Source organism: Lutibacter sp., assembly GCF_021647475.1.
Taxonomy (GTDB): Bacteria; Bacteroidota; Bacteroidia; order Flavobacteriales; family Flavobacteriaceae; genus Lutibacter.
On the sequence record NZ_JAKIUR010000002.1, the window covers coordinates 17,556 to 37,290 of the forward strand.

A 19,735-nucleotide genomic window follows, 5' to 3' on the forward strand; every position below is an offset into this window, starting at 1 on the left:
TTCTAAAATAATACGTCAACACTACTTCAATTTAAAAGATTGTCCCTTATTATAGTTAATAAACTTCACTAAATACCTACGTCAATACCCGTTATTTAACATTATTTTAAGAATGACGTAACTAAAACGTATTCGGATTTTTTTTGTACAACTTCTTTAGAATTATCTTTAATAAAAATTTAACATTAATTTAATTTTATGAAAACAAAAATAATTTATGCCTTTTTGTTATTGCCTTTTTTAATTTTCGCACAAGAAAGAACAATAACTGGTAAAGTTACTTCATCTAATGGAGAGCCAATTCCTGCGGTAAATGTTTTAATTAAAAACACAACAAATGGAGTTACTACTGATTTTGATGGAATTTATTCTATTAAAACTGCTCAAAATGATATTTTAGTTTTTAGTTATGTTGGTTTCCAAACTAAAGAAATTACGGTAGGGTTAAGCAACGAAATAAATGTTGTTTTAAATCAATCTAATGAACAGCTTGATGAAGTTGTTGTTGTTGGATATGGAACAAGTAAAAAGAGAGATTTAACAGGTTCAATAGTAAGTATTAAATCTGCCGATTTGTTAAAGCAACCAGCATTAACTCCTGTCCAATCTTTACAAGGAAAAGCAGCCGGAGTTCAAATTACTAGTTCTGCAGCTCCAGGAAGCTCTCCTATAGTTAGCATTAGAGGTACTGGAACCATTTTAGCTGGTAGAAATCCTATTTATGTGGTTGATGGAATTATTACAAACAGAATTGATAATATTAATAGTGATGATATTGTATCTATGGATATTCTTAAAGATGCATCATCACTTGCTATATATGGTAGTAGAGGTGCTAATGGTGTAATAATTATTACTACTAAATCTGGTAAGATAGGAAAAATGCAAATTAATGTTTCAACTTATTATGGAACTAAAGACGTTTTAAGTAAAGTAAAAATGGCAAACTCTTTGGGCTTTGTTAATTTTTCAAATATAGCTTTTGGAACAAATCGTTTTTCTCAAGATCAACCGTATAATACAGATTGGTTTGATGCTATTACAAGAACGGGTTCTGTAATGAATCAAAATATTTCTATTTCTGGAGGAAATGAAAAAACGAGAACTTTTTTCAGTGCAAATTATTATGAGGAAGAAGGAATTTTGTTAAATGATGATTTTAGAAGATTAAATTTAAGAAACAAAGTAACCTATACAATTTCTCCAAAATTAAGATTTGAACATAGCATTTCATTATCATTAAATCGTTCTACTCCAAAGCCACAAGGGGTATTTACAACCGCATATAAACAATCTCCTTTAGTTCCAGTAAAATACTCTGATGGTGCATTTATTGGTAGATGGGGAGTTCCTTTTGATGATGCAGGAGCTCAATATAATAATGTTGGTAATCCTGCTGCAGAATTATCATTAAGTAATAATTTGATTAAAAATTTATTATTACAAGGAAATTTTAATGCAGAATATAAAATAAATGATAATATAAAATTAAACACCAGTTTTGGTATAGAAAGCAGTTACGGTAAATCGCGTAATTTTAATGATAATTTAGCAGCATTTTTAAATGGAGATCCTAATAGAGAAATTTTAGATTTTGCTTCAACAAACTTAAATACGTTAACGGTTAATAATAGTAATTCATACCATTGGGTTTATGATGCTTATTTAACTTACTCCAAAACAATTAAGGACAATCATAACTTTAATTTAGTATTAGGTACAACAACAGAAAAAGGTCAAAGTGAATTTTTACAAGGAGTAAGAAATAATGTGCCAACTGATGAAAATTTATTTTCGTTAAATAATGGAGATATAGGAACAGATGTTGCCAACAGCTCAAAATCTAATGTTAAAACGTTACGATCTTATTTCGCTAGATTATCTTATAACTATATGCGAAAATATTTGCTAACAGCAACGATAAGGAGAGATGGATCTAGTGTATTTGCTAACAAAAGTAGAAACTGGGGGAATTTCCCATCCGTTGGTTTAGGTTGGGTTGTAAGTAAAGAGAATTTTTTTGAGAATGTAGATTTCATAAATAACTTAAAAATTAGAGGTAGTTGGGGTGAATTGGGAAATCAAAATATTCCCTTAAATCAATTAACTTTTAATTCTGATCTTTCCTATGTGTTTGGTAATGATCAATCCGTTTACCCAGGTTCAACTATTACAGCAATTATTGATGAAAATGTTAGCTGGGAGGTAACTAGAGAAATTGATTTAGGAATAGACTTTGCAGTTTTAGATAATAAATTAGTTGGTGTAATAGATTATTATAATAGATTAAATACTAATGCAATTTTACCTATTAGCTTACCTCAAGCATTTGGGGCTAGTGGAGCAACCCTTACTCACGCTGGTAAAGTTAGAAATAAAGGATTAGAATTTTCATTAAACTGGTCTGATAAAATTAATGATTCATTTAGTTATCATATTGGAGGAAACTTAACTTCTAATAGTAATAAGTTAGAGAAAATAACAAATCAATTTGCATTTGAACAAACAGGTGGTTCTATTAATAACGGACAAGTAACTAAATTACTTAGGGAAGGAGAACCCATTGGAAGTTTTTTTTTGCTAGAAGCAATTGGTATTGATGAAAGAGGAGAACTTATTTATAATGATTTAAATAATGATGGAATTATTGATAATCAAGATCGTAAATTCTTTGGTTCTTATCAACCAAAAACATTTTATGGAATTAATATAGGGTTCAATTATAAAAATTGGGATTTTAATCTTGATGGTTATGGAAATGCAGGTAACAAAATATATAATGGTAAAAAAGCACAACGTTTTGGAGGGGAAAACATTGAACAAAGAGTTGCAGACAATATTTTTTCACCTAATAATACCTTTAATGAAAATCCACTACCTTCCAATAGTGTTCCATTATCATCTTCATATTATTTAGAAAGTGGCGATTACTTTAGGATAAACAATATTACCATAGGATATACTTTACCAAAAATAATGGATGGTATTCAAAAAATAAGGGTTTATGCTTTAGCTCAAAACCCATTTATTTTCAAAAAATTCACAGGTTTCACTCCTGAATTACCAGGAAATGGAGATCCTATGGGAAGCTCAGGAATTGAATTAGATGCATATCCATCAGTTAAATCATACCTATTTGGATTAAATATTAATTTTTAAACTTTAATATAATGAAAAAACATATAAATATTTTAATCACAAGTTTAATGCTAATTGCTTTTATTTCTTGTAATGACAACGCATTTCTTAATGTAAATCCATCTGTCGAAACACCAGAACAAGCTTTGTCTAGCCCAACTGCAGCTACTGAACTTGTAAATGCAGTTTATAATAAGTTTTTAGATTGGGGTGAGAGTACATTTTCTTGGATAGGGGTTAGCAGTATAACTTCTGATGATGCAAATAAAGGTAGTGATCCAGGAGATACCGGAGGAGATAAAGATTTATTAGATGCATTAACATTTACATCTACTTCAATATCATTTAATGAAGTTTGGGAAAATAATTACCAAGGAATTGCAAGAGCAAATCAAGCCCTTAAATACTTACCTAATCTAGATATTGATGATGGATTAAAACAACGATTGATTGGAGAAACTAAATTTTTAAGATCGATTTTTTATTTCAGGTTAGTTAGAATGTTTGGAGGAGTACCATTGATAAAAAGTGTTCCAGATATTCAAAATCAAGATGACATTAATGCCGCAAATACAAGAGCAACTAGACAAGAAGTTTATGATTTTATCATAAAAGATTTAGATGAAGCTTCTAAAGTTCTTCCAGCCTCCTATAGTGGGAATGATATTGGTAGAGCAACAAAAGGAGCTGCATTAACATTATTGGCTAAGGTTAATATGTATCAAGAAAATTGGCAAGCAGTATTTGATTTAACCAATCAAGTAATGGGTATGGGTTATAGCTTAACCCCTGACTATTCTGAAATATGGAGAGAAATTGGTGAAAATAATGAAGAATCTATTTTTGAAATTCAAGCAAGAGGTGAAACACCAAATTTAGGCGTACAAGGTTATAGTCTTAGTCAAGGTGCGCGTGGTGCTGGAGGCTGGGGCTGGGGCTTTAATACGCCAACCCAAGACTTGGCAGATGCTTATGAGCCAGGAGATACAAGACGAGATGCTACTATTATTTTTAGGGGAGAAACTTTATGGGATGGTCTATTGGTTCCAAATACAGTTTCAAACCCAATGTACAATCAAAAGGCTTATGTAAGTAAAACAGATGAAACCTTTGATGGTGATGATTGGAATTCAAATAAAAACGTACGTATTTTAAGATATGCCGAAGTGCTGTTAATGAATGCTGAGGCAGCTCTATATGTTGGCGGAGATGCTGCTACACCTTTAAATATGGTAAGACATAGAGCAGGATTAGGAGATGCTCCAGTAGTAGATATTATGGCAGTTTGGAAAGAACGAAGAGTTGAATTAGCTTTTGAACACGATCGTTATTTTGATTTAGTTCGACAAGGAAGAGCAGGTGAAGTATTAAGAGCACAAGGGAAAAACTTTGTAGATAACAAAAATGAATTATTCCCAATTCCACAAAATCAAATTGATTTAAGTGGTGGATTATTAGAACAAAATCCAGGATACTAAATTATAAAAAAAACAAAAGGATTAACATTAATCCTTTTGTTTTCCAAAAAAAAATAGAATGATAAATTCACTAAAAATACTAACAAAAATATGCGTTGTCATTTTTATGATTATGTTCAATTCTTGCTCAAGTGGTACTTCTAAAAATGATGCAACTATTGACACGCTTATTGTTAATAATCAATTAAGTGATGAGGCTTTGTTGGATTTAGTTCAAAAAAGCACTTTTAAATATTTTTGGGACTTTGCTAATCCTTCAAGCGGAATGGCATTGGAACGCTCAAACCCAGAAGCGTATGGTGGAGAGGCAAATAACATAGTTACAACCGGAGGAAGTGGATTTGGAGTAATGGCTATAATTGTTGGAGTTGAAAGAAATTTTATTACCAGAGATCAAGGAGTCGATAGATTATTGAAAATCACTAATTTCTTATTAAATGGAGATCGTTTTCATGGTGCATTTCCTCACTGGTATTATGCTAGTACAGGTAAAGTAAGACCTTTTTTTACAGAGGATAATGGAGGAGATATTGTTGAAACTTCATTTATGATACAAGGATTATTAACTGTGAGACAATATTTTAATATAGATAATGAAAAGGAGAAACTGTTAAGAGCTAATATAAATAAACTATGGAATGACGTTGAATGGGATTGGTACACAAACGGAAAACAAATTCTTATTTGGCATTGGTCTCCTACATATAATTGGACTATTAATCACGAATTAAAAGGATACAATGAAGCGTTAATTACTTATGTTTTAGCTGCTTCTTCAATAACTCATGCTATAAATCCTTCCGTTTATCATAATGGATGGGCTTCAGGTAATAATTTTATAAATGGTAAGGTTTATTATCAAAAATGGAGACTTCAATTGGGACCTGAAATGGGAGGCCCCCTATTTTTTGCACATTATTCCTTTTTAGGTCTCAACCCCAACGGATTAGTTGATCAATATGCAAATTATTGGGATCAAAATTTAAATCATACTTTAATAAACCGCGAATACTGTATAAAAAATCCTAAAGGATTTGAAGGATACAGTTCTGTAGCATGGGGATTAACCGCAAGTGATAATAATGGAGGCTATTCAGCACATAGCCCAACAAATGATTTAGGGGTAATTTCACCAACTGCTGCATTGTCTTCAATGCCATATACGCCAAAATATTCTATGCAAGCAATGAGAAATTTCTATTATAATTATAATGGTAAATTATGGGGGAAATATGGATTTTATGATGCCTTCAATAAAACTGAAAACTGGTATTCAACTAATTATTTAGCTATTGACCAAGGGCCTATAATTGGTATGATAGAAAATTACAGAACTAAATTATTATGGAATTTATTTATGTCTTGTCCTGAAGTTAAGGAAGGCCTAAAAAATTTGGGGTTTTCGAGCCCAAATATTTAATCAATTAAAATATAATATAACTGTTAAATTACAATAAAACCGAAATTTATGGAAACCTTTAAGTTTAATTTTAAAAGCTTAGTATTGGCCTTAGTAGTTGTGCTAAGTTTTAGTTCGTGCAATGAAGAAATCAACACATATAAATATGTTGAATCAGTTCCTTGTGATAATCCAGATGTAGTCGCATTACCAAATATTATAACAGATTTTGAATGTCAGGCTAATGTAGATTTAGATAACGTGGAAACTGTTTTTAATCCAGATCGGTCTGGTATAAATAAAAGTAGATTTGTTGGTAAATATATAGATCCAGCTGCCCCTTGGGATGCTTTAATTATTGATTATGGAGTTCCAATAGATTTATCAACATTTAATACTTTTAAAATAAAGGTTAAAACACATGTTGAAGGTGTACTTAAAGTTAAATTAGAAGGAGGATCATCCACACCTATTGAAATTGATAATAATATAACAAACACTTCTGATTGGGTTGAATATTCTTTTGATTTTAGTGATCAATTTAACCAAAACCATAATAAAATTGTTATATTTTTTAATGCGGGAAATGAAACCAATGGTTCAGATGAATATTTTATTGATGATCTTCGTTTTGAACCAACAGCAGACCCTTGTAATGGAGTTGCACCTGATTTAAGTATTGTTAATGATTTTGATTGTCAACAAAATCAAGACATTCCAGAAGTTGAAACTATAGCAACACCATTTAAATCTTCTGTAAATAGTAGTAAATTTTCTGGTAAATATATTGATGAACTTGGAGCTTGGGATGCTGTAATTATCGATTATGGGCAACCAATTGACTTAACTACTCAAAATGTATTCAGCATTAAAGTAAATGCACCTGTTACCGGTACTTTAAAAGTTAAACTGGAAGGAGGCACATCAACGCCTATTGAAAAGGATGCTGAAATTACTAAAACAGGTGAATGGGTTGAATACACTTACGATTTTAGTTCTCAAGCTTCAGAAAATCACACTAAAATAGTATTATTCTTTAATGCAGGAGTAGATACAGATGGCACTGATATATATTATATGGATGATTTGAAATTTATTGAATTAACAGATCCATGTAGTGGCGTAAATCCAGATTTATCAGTAATGAACGATTTTAATTGTCAACAAAATACTACAATACCAGGCTTTTTGGCAAATGAGATTGTGGATAACCCAATGGTAAATAATAATAATCCTAGTAATGCCGTTCTTAAAGTTACAGATGATGGCACAAACGCCTGGGATGCGTTAGTATTTGATTTTGGAGGTCCAATTGATTTGTCAACTAATAATATTTTAAAAATAAAGATTTTATCAACTAGAGCAGTTCCTTTATTAGTAAAACTAGAAGGAGGAACTTCCCCTGCTAAGGAAGTTTGGGGTTCTATTGATGTTGTTGGCGATTGGGCAGAATATTCATTCGACTTTAGCGACCAAGCAAGCGAAAATCAAAATAAAGTTGTTTTATTTTTTAATGGTGGCACCACGGATGGTACAGCTACCGATATTTACTATATTGATGACGTTCGATTTAAAGAAAAAGTGGTGGTGCCAACACCAATTTTATATATGCTATTTGATGCTAATTATAGAGATGCAATTAGTAATACGGATCCAACGATAACAGGTACTCCTAGTTTTGCTGGGGAAAGTGTAATAGGAAGTGATGCTTATGCTGGTGCTACAGATTCTTATTTAAGTTTTCCTACAACAGGATTAACATCGCCTGAGTTTAGTGCCACTATGTGGTATAAAATTAACAATAATCCTGATCGAGCTGGAATTTTAGTAATGAGTCCTAAAGATACTAATAATGCCAATTACCCATCAGTACAAAATTTAAGAACTAGCGGATTTAGATTTTTTCGCGAAGTTGGTGACAATGGAAATCAAAGATTTAAACTTAACGTTGGTGATGGTGCTACCGATATATGGGTTGATGGAGGTGCTTCAGCTGATGTAGATCCAACTACAGGTAATTGGATTAATTTAGCTATAACTATTTCAGCAACTGAAGCATCAGTTTACATTGATGGTGCGTTAGTAGCACAATCAACTTTTTCTGGCATTGATTGGACAGGATGTGACGTATTATCCATTATGTCTGGAGCTCCTAGATTTACAGAGTGGGGGCATTTGTCAGATAGCAGTTACCTTGATGATTTAAAATTATATAATGTTGCTTTAAGCCAAAATCAAATCAAAGCAATCATAGGAATTTAATCAAATTTATATTTTACATTTTTATAAAACACACATAATTATCCGCATTTCATCATTATAAAATGCGGATAATTATTCTAATCTATTTCTAAATGGTTAAAAAAAACAAAATTATAATTATAATCCTTACTGTTTTAATTTTTAACAATTGTACTAATAATAGTAAATCATTAAAAAATAATAATGCTTCAAACTTTGATGTCAAAGTTGATTCTATTTTAAATTTAATGACTTTAGATGAAAAAATAGGTCAACTTAATTTACCAAGCACTGGAGAAATAATAACGGGTCAAGCCAAAAACTCAGATATTGCAAAGAAAATAGAAGAAGGTAAAGTAGGAGGATTGTTTAGTATAAAATCAGAAGAAAAAATAAGACAAGTACAAAAAATAGCTATTGAAAAAAGCCGTTTAAAAATACCACTACTTTTTGGAATGGATGTAATTCATGGGTATGAAACAACTTTCCCAATTCCGCTCGGACTGTCTTGTTCTTGGGATATTTCAATGATAGAAAAAACCGCTAGAATTGCTGCGATAGAAGCTAGTGCTGATGGGTTAAATTGGACCTTTTCTCCAATGGTGGATATTTCTAGAGATCCAAGATGGGGAAGAGTTGCTGAAGGGGCTGGTGAAGATCCTTATTTAGGTAGTGAAATTGCTAAAGCAATGGTAAGGGGATATCAAGGAAAAGATTTAACACAAAATAATACCATTATGTCCTGTGTTAAACACTTTGCTTTGTATGGTGCTGTTGAAGCTGGTAGAGATTATAATACTGTTGATATGAGTAAAATCCGTATGTATAATGAGTATTTACCACCTTATAAAGCAGCAGTTGATGTAGGAGTTGGTTCAGTAATGGCTTCATTTAATGAAATTGATGGTATTCCTGCAACAGGGAACAAATGGTTACTTACAAATTTGTTAAGAAAACAATGGGGATTTAAAGGTTTTGTGGTTTCAGATTATACAGGTATTAACGAAATGATTGCTCATGGTATGGGTAACTTACAAAAAGTTTCTACTCTAGCAATAAATGCAGGAGTGGACATGGATATGGTGGGCGAAGGATTTTTAACTACTTTAAAAAAATCATTAAATGAAAATAAAATTTCCATAGAAGAAATTAATACAGCAGTAAAAAGAATTCTAAAGGCTAAATATGAATTAGGATTATTTCAAGATCCTTATAAGTATTGTGATAGTATTAGAGCTAAAACGCAAATTTTCACCAAAGAAAATAGGGCATTTGCTAGAAAAGTAGCTTCTCAATCAATGGTATTATTAAAAAATGAACATCAATTGCTTCCTTTAAAAAAGTCAGGTAAAATAGCACTCATTGGACCATTAGCAAATACTCGTGTAAATATGGCTGGTACTTGGAGCGTTGCAACTGATCAATCAAAATCAATTTCCTTTCTAGACGGATTAAAAACTGTAGTTGGAAATAAAGCAGAAATATTGTATGCTAGAGGAAGTAACTTAGATTATAATGCCGAATTTCAAAAAAGGGCTACCATGTTTGGAAAAGAAATTCCAAGAGATAAAAGAAATCCAAAAGAAATAATAGATGAAGCAGTAAAAATTGCTTTAAAAGCAGATGTTATAGTTGCTGCATTAGGCGAGTCAGCTGAAATGAGTGGAGAAAGTAGTAGTAGAACAAATATTTCAATTCCTCAAGCACAAAAAGATTTGCTTAAAGCATTAAATAATACAGGGAAACCTGTTGTTTTAGTTTTGTTTACTGGCCGACCTTTAGTGTTAGTTGAAGAAAATAAAACGATTCCAGTAATACTAAATGTTTGGTTTCCAGGAAGTGAAGCAGGGTTAGCTATTTCAGATGTATTATTTGGAACTGTTAATCCTTCAGGAAAATTAACGACTACTTTTCCAAGAAGTGTAGGTCAAATTCCTATTTATTACAACCATAAAAATACTGGAAGACCTCTTCTGAATACTGATGGGAAATTTGAAAAATTTCGTTCAAATTATATTGATGAAAGTAACAAACCATTGTACCCATTTGGTTTTGGGCTAAGTTATACAACGTTTAGTTATAGTAAGTTGCATTTAAATACTCATAAAATGACTAAAAACAGTTCTATAGAAGTGTCAGTTAATGTTACAAACTCTGGAAATTATAACGGAAAAGAAATTGTTCAACTCTACATAAGAGATTTGGTAGGTTCAATTACCAGACCTGTAAAAGAATTAAAAGGTTTTCAAAAAATATATTTAAAAAAAAGAGAAACTAAAAAAATAACATTTACATTAACTATTGAAGATTTAAGATTTTATACTAGCAATTTAAATTTTGTTGCAGAGCTAGGAGATTTTGAAGTGTTTGTAGGAGCCAATTCCGATACAAATTTAAAATCGACTTTTAAGTTGGTTAAAAAGTGAAATTTTAGTTATTATTACAATTAATATGGTTACCTATTAATTCGTTTTAAATATTAAATTAGCACTAGGAGATGATTGTGCAAAATCCATTCAAAAAATAAATTATGACTACTATATCAAACAAACGAATAAACATTTATTTTATCACTATAGTCATTACTTTAGGAGGATTGTTATTTGGGTATGATACTGGAGTTATTAACGGTACCCAATTTTACTTTTCAAAATATTTTGAGCTAACGGGTGCATTAAAAGGGTTTATAGTAAGCAGTGCATTGTTAGGTGCATTAGTTGGAGCCGCAGGAGCAGGTTTGTTGAGTAAAAAAGTAGGTCGAAAAAAATCATTGATTATTGGGGCTGTATTATTTATAATATCTGCTTGGGGGTCAGGACTGCCAAGTATGTTGCCACAATCCACAACCTTATTGGTAATATTTAGAATTATTGGGGGAATAGCTATTGGAATTGCTTCTATGAATGCACCAATGTACATTGCAGAAATTGCCCCTGCTAAAAAACGAGGGAATTTGGTAACGTTTTATCAATTAGCGATTGTCATCGGATTTTTCGTAGTGTTTTTAGCTACTTATTTTATAGGAAATGAATTAACTGAAGCTCAAAATATTTCTTTTGGTTGGAGGCAAATGTTTTGGTCAGAATTAATTCCAGCATTTTTATTTTTAATCCTATTATTTTTTGTGCCTAAAAGTCCAAGATGGCTAATGATAAATAACAAAGAGATTGAAGCAAAAAATATTTTAAAAAGAATTCATGGAGAAACTATTGCAGTAAAAGAATTTTCTGAAATTAAAGAATCCATAGATAAAGATATAAAATCAGCTAAAGTTTCAGTATTTACAAAATCGTTACTGCCAATTGTAATTATTGGAACAGTATTATCGGTTTTACAGCAATTTACTGGAATAAATGCAGTGTTGTATTATGGAGCAGATATTTTTGAACAAGCATTAGGTTTTGGACAAGATGATATTTTAAAACAACAAATCCTGTTAGCTACGGTTAATTTACTATTTACATTTATTGCTATGTTTACGGTAGATAAAATTGGTAGAAAACCATTATTAATGATTGGAGGATTTGGTATGTTAATAGGGTTTTTAATGATGGGATTCACTTTGTATTTTAGTAGTTATTCATATATAAACTCAGCAGGAATACCAGGAATTTCACCAACGGAAGGTGTTATAAGTTTAATTGGAATTTTAATTTTTATTGGCTCTTTTGCAATGTCTATGGGACCTGTGGTTTGGGTAATATTATCAGAAATATTTCCAAATAAAATAAGAAGTGCAGCAATGTCAATAGCCGTTGCAGGTCAATGGTTAGCAAATTACTTTGTGTCACAAACTTTCCCAATTATGGTAGATAGCAATGCTAATAAATTGCAAATTGATGGAGGTATTTGGAATCATGCGTTACCCTATTTTGTGTTCTCTTTCTTTATCATAATTATCATTGTATTCGTTTGGAAGTTTATACCTGAAACTAAAGGAAAAACCTTAGAAGAAATGGAAACAGTATTTCAAAAATAAAAAGTTATTAAGAAAACTTTAACGTTTATTTTTTAGTGATAATAGCCCTTTACACGACATAATTATAATTATTGTTTAAATTTGAAATCATAAATTTATTACTAAGTTTTTAAACATGAAAAAAAATCTATTATTATTTGTGTTTGTGTTGTTTAGCCTTACTGCTTTCAGCCAAATCTACAATCCTGTAAAATGGAAAACTTCCACAGAAAAAATATCAGATAACACTTATAATTTAGTAATAACAGCCACTATTGAAGAGAACTGGCATTTATACTCTCAATTTGTACCCGAAGACGGACCTATACCAACAGCATTTACTTTTACTAAAACAAATGATTTTGAATTAATTGGCAAACCTTCAGAAGATAAGGGGCATACTATTAATGATAAGGTGTTTAATATGAAAATTAAATTCTTTGAAAACAAAGCAACGTTTAAACAGAAAATTAAAATTTTAACGAATAAAAATATCAAAATTAAAGGTGAAGTAGAATTTATGACTTGTGATGATACCAGTTGTTTACCACCATCATACATTGATTTAAACTTTTCAATTCCTTCAAATACCGCTATTACAAAAGCAACTCCTGTTTTTAATAATACAATAGCTAAAACCGAACAAGTAAAAGAAAAAACAACTGAAAAGAAAACAACTAAAAAGAAAACCAATAAAACATTATTAAGTATTTTTATAATTGCATTTTTATCAGGATTTGCAGCATTACTTACACCTTGCGTTTTCCCTATGATTCCTATGACGGTAAGTTATTTTACAAAGCAAAGTAAAACTAGAGCAATAGGCATTAGAAATGCTATAATTTACGGACTTTCTATTGTTATTATTTATGTTTTATTAGGAACAATAGTAAGTGCAATTTTTGGTGCTGATGCATTAAACGCACTCTCTACTAATGTTTGGTTCAATGTTATATTTTTCTTGCTATTAGTCATTTTTGCCATTTCCTTTTTAGGAGCTTTTGAAATTGTTTTGCCAAGCTCTTGGGGAACAAAAATAGATTCAGAGGCTGATAGAGGCGGTGTTATTGGCATATTTTTTATGGCATTAGCTTTGGCAATTGTTTCATTTTCTTGTACCGGACCAATTGTTGGAACCTTATTAGTACAAGCAGCAGCAGGAGGAAATCAAGTTGGCCCAATCATTGGAATGTTAGGTTTTTCATTGGCATTAGCAATTCCATTTACGCTATTTGCCGCTTTCCCGGGTTGGATGAATTCCTTACCAAAATCTGGAGGATGGTTAAATACCGTAAAAGTAGTGCTAGGATTTTTAGAACTTGCTTTAGCTTTTAAATTTTTATCAAATGCCGATTTAGTTTTGGATTTACATTGGTTTGAAAGAGAAGTTTTTATTGCCATTTGGATTGCCATTTTTGGTACGTTAACCCTTTATCTTTTTGGAAAAATACAATTACCACATGATTCGCCTATAAACCATATTTCAGTGGGCAGATTAAGTTTAGGATTAATAACCTTAACATTTACCATTTATATGATTCCTGGCTTATGGGGAGCTCCATTAAATTTAATTAGTGCATTTCCACCACCACAACATTATAGTGAATCTCCTTACGGAGTAGGATTTTCCAAATTAGGTAATGGTGGCAATCAAAATATCTCCGAGCTACCCGATGGTGCTCATTTAATGGCTCCGTATGATATTTTAACTTTTAATGATTACGATAAAGGATTGGCTTATGCAAAAAAAGTAAATAAGCCAGTAATGTTAGATTTTACAGGAAAAGCTTGTGTAAATTGTAGAAAAATGGAGCAAAATGTTTGGGTAAAAGATAAAGTATTGGCAATTTTAAAGAATGATGTAGTATTAATTTCACTATACGTTGATGATAAAAGAAAATTACCCGAAGGTGAAGCGGTAGATTCTAAGTTAAATCCAGGTAAAAAATTACGATATATCGGTCAGAAATGGAGTGAAATGGAAACCATTAAATACGGAACAAATGCACAGCCTTTTTATGTTTTAATTAATCAAAATGAAGAAAATTTAAATGATCCTGTTGGATATACTCCAGATGTAGATGAGTTTTATAACTGGCTTAAAGATGGAATAAAAAATTATAAATAAAAATCCATTTTTTTGATAAAATTTCGTCAATTCGAGTGAATTTTAGCCTTTTTAGGCTTAAAATTAGTATCGAGAATAGGTTTCTTTAAAAAAAAACCGTTTTCAATACAATTTTTTATCAAAAATTACCTGCCTTGCCGTCAGGCAGGCTTGAACTTACGTAACAGTAAGTTTAAAAAGTCAAAATGCACAACGAGTAAATAAAATTAGATTTTTATTGTAACGGAAACACGCTGATTTTATTTAAATTAGCGTGTTTCTTTTTTTAAATTAAAATGAAGTATTATGGCTAAGGATTCTAAGTTAGATTTAGAAAATAAATTGGAGGTAAAAGATGGAGAAATCAATGCTGATTTAACCGAATTAGAAATTTATTTTAAGCCTTTTAGAAAAAACATTATTGGAAATGGACAAACATTTTCTACTCCTTTTGGTGAAAAAAAAATCATTTATACCGATTGGACTGCTAGTGGAAGAATGTACCGCCCAATTGAAGAAAAATTGATAAATGTTTTTGGTCCTTTTGTTGCTAATACGCATACCGAAACTTCCACTACAGGTTCAGTGATGACTTCAGCATATCATAAAGCTAGAAGAATTATTAAAAATCATGTAAATGCAAATGCGGATGATGTTTTAATAACTAGCGGAAGCGGAATGACTGGTGTAATTAATAAATTTCAACGGATTTTAGGCTTAAAAGTAGCGGAAAATTTAAAAGAATATACTCATATTCCTTTAGATTTAAAACCTATTGTGTTTATTTCACATATGGAACATCATTCTAATCAAACTTCTTGGTTAGAAACCATAGCCGATGTAGAAATTATTCCATGTCAAGATAATGGATTATTTTGCTTTAAAAGTTTTAAAAAATTATTAGAAAAATATAAAAACAGACCTATAAAAATAGCTTCTATTACAGCGTGTTCAAATGTTACAGGAATTAGAACTGATTACCATAAAATTGCAAAAATGATTCATGGTTACGGTGGACTTTGTTTTGTTGATTTTGCTTGCTCTGCACCCTATGTTGCTATGGATATGCATCCATCAGAAAAAGAAACCTATTTAGATGCTATTTTCTTTTCACCACATAAATTTTTAGGAGGTCCCGGATCTTCTGGAGTACTTATTTTTAATAAAAAACTCTATAAAAATATGGTTCCTGATAATCCTGGTGGCGGAACAGTTATGTACACAAATCCTTGGGGAGCACATGATTATATTGATGATATTGAAACTAGGGAAGATGGTGGTACTCCAGGATTTTTACAAGCAATAAAAATAGCTTTGGCAATTCAACTTAAAGAGCAAATGAAGGTAGATAAAATTTTAGCAAGGGAACACGAAATAAATGCCATTATTTTTAAAAAACTTTCTGAAATTCCAAACCTTACTATCTTAGCAAAACAACATACCGATAGATTAGGGATTTTTTCGTTTTTTGTAGAAAATGCTCATTTTAATTTAATTGTAAAATTGTTAAATGATAAGTTCGGAATTCAAACTCGTGGAGGTTGTTCTTGTGCGGGAACTTATGGACATTATTTATTGCATTTAGATCAACAAACTTCTGAAAACATTGAAGATCAAATAAGCGAAGGTTGTTTAATTGAGAGACCAGGTTGGGTTCGTATGTCTATTCATCCAACTATTAGTAATAAAGAAATTTTGTTTGTGTGTGAAAGTATCAAAAAAGTTGCTGAAAATTTTGAAGAATGGGGAAAAGATTATGAATATGATGCTATAAAAAATGAATTCACTTATAAATTTGGTGAATCTTCAGAAAAAAAATTAGTAAATAATTGGTTCAAATAAACGTATTAAACCTAGATGTTTTTATATATTTGGGTTTGAAATTTTAAAAAAATAATGGATAATTTTATTTTCTTTCTCAAACAAGGCTTATTTCATGTGTTAGATTGGAGTGCTTATGATCATATTTTATTTTTAATTGCCTTAACAGTGGTATATGATTTTAAAAATCTAAAAAAAGTAATTTGGTTAATTTCAGCTTTTACAGTTGGGCATACGTTAACACTAATACTATCTTCATACAACGTAATTTCTATAAGTACAAAATGGGTTGAATTTTTAATAGCTATCACTATTTTAATTACCGCTTTAGTTAATATTTTCTATGTAAAAAATACCACTAAGCAAACCAAAACTAATATAAATCTAGTATTTGCATTATTTTTTGGATTAATTCACGGGCTTTCATTTTCGGGGTATTTTAAAATGTTAATTGGCAGTTCGCACAGTAAATTAATTCCTTTGTTAGAATTTGCTTTAGGAATTGAAATGGCACAAATTATTATTGTTATTATTGTTTTAATTGTTGGATTTATTTTTCAAACTATATTTCGTTTTTCAAAAAGAGATTGGGTTTTAATTATTTCATCTATTGTAATTGGCGTTGTTTTGCCAATTTTAAAAAGAAATATTTTTTGGTAAATTTTAACTTTAAAAAGAAAAGTTTCTTAGTACTTTCGTAATTCCTTTTAATTAAAATGAATAAAAAACTGCTAAAATACGATAAAGCTTATATGAGAATGGCTTTGGAATGGGCAAAATTATCATACTGCGAGCGAAAAAAAGTAGGGGCTTTAATTGTAAAAGAAAGAATGATTATCTCTGATGGATTTAATGGAACGCCAACAGGGTTTGAAAATAATTGTGAAGAAAGCGAAAAAACAAAATGGTACGTTTTACATGCTGAAGCTAATGCAATATTAAAAGTAGCATCTTCAACACAATCTTGTAAAAATGCTACGTTATATATAACCATGTCACCTTGCAAAGAATGTAGTAAATTAATACATCAATCAGGAATTAAAAGAGTAGTATATGCAAACGCGTATAAAGATACCACAGGCTTAGATTTTTTAGAAAAAGCAGGTGTAGAAATAATGCATCTTAAAAATTTAAAATGACAAACAGAAAAATAACTTTACCATTATATTTAGCAATTTCAGTTGTTATAGGAATTGCAATAGGTACACTCTTTAACTTTAAAAAGAAACCTGCATTATTTAGTTCAAACACTAATGAAGCTAAAATAAAAAGGTTAATAGATTACATAAATTACGATTATGTAGATAAAGTTGATACCGATAGTTTATTAGATGATGCCATTACTAAAATGTTGAGCGAATTAGATCCACATTCGGTTTATATTCCTAAAAATGAATTAAAGAGTATAACGGAAACCATGCAAGGAAAATTTGTTGGAATTGGAGTTTCATTTTTAATGCATAATGATACTGTTGCGGTAAGTAGCGTTATTAAAGGAGGTCCAAGTGAAAAAGCAGGAATTAAAGCTGGAGATAGAATATTGGTGGCTAATAAAGATACCCTTTACGGAAAAGCTATATTACATAAAGCTGAAGTTGCTGAAAACAAAGCTAAAACTATTTCAGGGAATAGAAAACTTTCTGATGCAGTTATAAAATCATTAAAAGGTGAGCCAGATACTAAAGTTAACGTTTCAGTTTACAGAAAATCTTCCAATAAAATTCTAAATTTTAAAATTACAAGAGGCGAAGTGCCAATTATTAGTGTTCCTTCTTACTATATGATTAATAAAAAATTAGGATATATAAAAATTGACCGTTTTGCCAGAACCACTTATAAAGAGTTTAAAACAGCTTTAGAGGATTTAAAATCAGAAGGAATGACTTCCTTAATATTAGATTTAAGAGGAAATCCAGGTGGATTTATGGATATAGCAGATAAAATTGCTGATGAATTTTTAAAAGATGGTAAATTAATAGTTTTCACAAAAAATAAAAATGGCGAAGTCGATAAAATCTATGCAACAGGAAAAGGAGAATTTGAAAATAATAAAGTGTATGTTTTAATAAATGAAAATTCTGCTTCGGCTAGTGAAATTATATCAGGAGCATTACAAGATAATGATAGAGGAATTATTGTAGGCAGACGATCCTTCGGAAAAGGTTTAGTACAACAAGAAATGGATTTAGGTGATGGTTCAGCCGTTAGACTTACTACAGCTAGATATTATACGCCAACGGGAAGATCAATTCAAAAACCATACAATCATAAAGATAATACAGCTTATAGAAACGATTATTTAAATCGTATTCATAATGGAGAATTACTATCAAAAGATAGTATCAAAATTGATGATAAATTAAAATATACAACGCCAAAAGGCAAAATTGTGTATGGTGGTGGCGGAATTATACCAGATGTTTTTGTACCAATAGATACTACCAGTGTTTTTAGTAATAAACTATTTGGAAGGCTAAATGAGTTTGTATTTAATTATGTAGATGATCATAGAAAAGAATTGAGTTCATGGAAACTAAAAGATTTTGTAACTAATTTTGATCATTCAAATAAGGTTATAAATTCTTATTTAAATTTTATTGATGTAAAAAAACCTATATCACCCAAAGCTAAAGAAAATTTAAAAATCTATTTAAAAGGCCTAATTGCTCGTAATTTATTTGGCGAAATAGGGTACAATATGGTAACTCAAAACAATGATAATATGATTCAAAAAGTTATTGAGTTAGATCAAAAAGACTAATATTATTAGTTATTAACTGTAAAGTGTATCTTTGGCGAACAAAATAATATAACATTGAATACTCCTAAAAAAATATACTTTGCTTCTGATCAGCATTTTGGAGCTCCAACTACTGAAAAGAGTAAAATTAGAGAAAAAAAATTTATTGATTGGTTAGATGCTATTAAAAAAGATGCTGAAGCTGTTTTTTTGTTAGGAGATTTATTTGATTTTTGGTTTGAGTATAAAACAGTTGTTCCAAAAGGATTTATTAGAGTTTTAGGAAAATTAGCTGAATTAAAAGATAGCGGAATAAAAATTCATTTTTTTGTAGGAAACCATGATTTGTGGATGAAAGATTATTTTGAAAAAGAACTAAATATTCCTATTTATCGGAAGCCTACTGAATTCACCTTTAATAATAAATTATTTCTAATTGGTCATGGTGATGGATTAGGACCTGGAGATAAAGGATATAAACGAATGAAAAAGGTGTTTACAAACCCTTTTTCAAATTGGCTATACAAATGGTTGCATCCAGATATTGGAATGCAATTAGCTCAATACTTATCTCTTAAAAATAAATTGATTTCAGGTGAAGAAGATATTAAATTTTTAGGAGAAGAAAACGAATGGCTCGTTCAATATTGTAAGAAAAAATTAGTACACAAACAGTATGATTTCTTTGTTTTTGGGCATAGGCATTTACCTATGGAAATAGCTGTTTCTGAAAATTCAAAATATATTAATACTGGAGATTGGATTACCCATTTTACCTATGGCGAATTTGATGGAGAACAATTAAGATTAAAAAAATATAAATCATAAAAAAAAGAGGCTAATTAGCCTCTTT

12 protein-coding genes are annotated in these 19,735 nt (G+C 30.3%); all 12 read left to right on the forward strand.

Features of this window, described 5'->3' with window-relative positions; genetic code table 11:
* Positions 1–198: 198 nt before the first annotated feature.
* The 12 genes from L3J60_RS00885 (at position 199) to L3J60_RS00940 (ending at position 19,710) form a co-directional block, all read left to right on the forward strand.
* On the forward strand, positions 199–3,159 hold the full coding sequence (locus L3J60_RS00885; protein ID WP_291973421.1) for a TonB-dependent receptor: 2,961 nt from the start codon (positions 199–201) through the stop codon (positions 3,157–3,159).
* Between the two features lie 11 nt (positions 3,160–3,170).
* A complete protein-coding gene (locus L3J60_RS00890; protein ID WP_291973423.1) occupies positions 3,171–4,616 on the forward strand; it encodes a RagB/SusD family nutrient uptake outer membrane protein in 1,446 nt (481 codons plus the stop codon).
* 58 nt (positions 4,617–4,674) lie between these two features.
* Positions 4,675–6,036 carry a glucoamylase family protein gene (locus tag L3J60_RS00895; RefSeq protein WP_291973425.1) on the forward strand — a complete coding sequence of 454 codons (1,362 nt, stop codon included), beginning with the start codon at positions 4,675–4,677 and terminating at the stop codon, positions 6,034–6,036.
* A 48-nt stretch (positions 6,037–6,084) separates the two neighbouring features.
* Positions 6,085–8,277, forward strand: coding sequence for a LamG domain-containing protein (locus L3J60_RS00900; protein ID WP_291973427.1), 2,193 nt, complete (start codon positions 6,085–6,087; stop codon positions 8,275–8,277).
* 92 nt (positions 8,278–8,369) lie between these two features.
* Positions 8,370–10,682, forward strand: coding sequence for a beta-glucosidase BglX (gene bglX, locus L3J60_RS00905; protein WP_291973429.1), 2,313 nt, complete (start codon positions 8,370–8,372; stop codon positions 10,680–10,682).
* Positions 10,683–10,786: 104 nt separating this feature from the next.
* Entirely contained in the window at positions 10,787–12,235 is a 1,449-nt protein-coding gene (locus L3J60_RS00910; protein ID WP_291973431.1) for a sugar porter family MFS transporter, read from the forward strand.
* Between the two features lie 115 nt (positions 12,236–12,350).
* Positions 12,351–14,342, forward strand: coding sequence for a thioredoxin family protein (locus L3J60_RS00915; RefSeq protein ID WP_291973433.1), 1,992 nt, complete (start codon positions 12,351–12,353; stop codon positions 14,340–14,342).
* A gap of 285 nt (positions 14,343–14,627) precedes the next feature.
* The gene (locus tag L3J60_RS00920; RefSeq protein WP_291973435.1) at positions 14,628–16,163 is read left to right on the forward strand and encodes an aminotransferase class V-fold PLP-dependent enzyme; all 1,536 of its coding nucleotides are present in this window, start codon (positions 14,628–14,630) and stop codon (positions 16,161–16,163) included.
* Positions 16,164–16,217: 54 nt separating this feature from the next.
* Positions 16,218–16,802: a HupE/UreJ family protein gene (locus tag L3J60_RS00925; protein WP_291973437.1), complete on the forward strand. Its 585-nt coding sequence runs from the start codon at positions 16,218–16,220 to the stop codon at positions 16,800–16,802.
* A gap of 56 nt (positions 16,803–16,858) precedes the next feature.
* Positions 16,859–17,281, forward strand: a complete 423-nt coding sequence (locus L3J60_RS00930; protein ID WP_291973439.1) for a dCMP deaminase family protein — start codon at positions 16,859–16,861, stop codon at positions 17,279–17,281.
* Entirely contained in the window at positions 17,278–18,903 is a 1,626-nt protein-coding gene (locus L3J60_RS00935) for a S41 family peptidase (protein ID WP_291973441.1), read from the forward strand. Before L3J60_RS00930 ends, L3J60_RS00935 begins: the two co-directional genes overlap by 4 nt.
* A gap of 54 nt (positions 18,904–18,957) precedes the next feature.
* Positions 18,958–19,710 (forward strand): UDP-2,3-diacylglucosamine diphosphatase, encoded by a 753-nt coding sequence (locus L3J60_RS00940; RefSeq protein ID WP_291973443.1) that lies wholly within the window; start codon positions 18,958–18,960, stop codon positions 19,708–19,710.
* Positions 19,711–19,735: the final 25 nt, after the last annotated feature.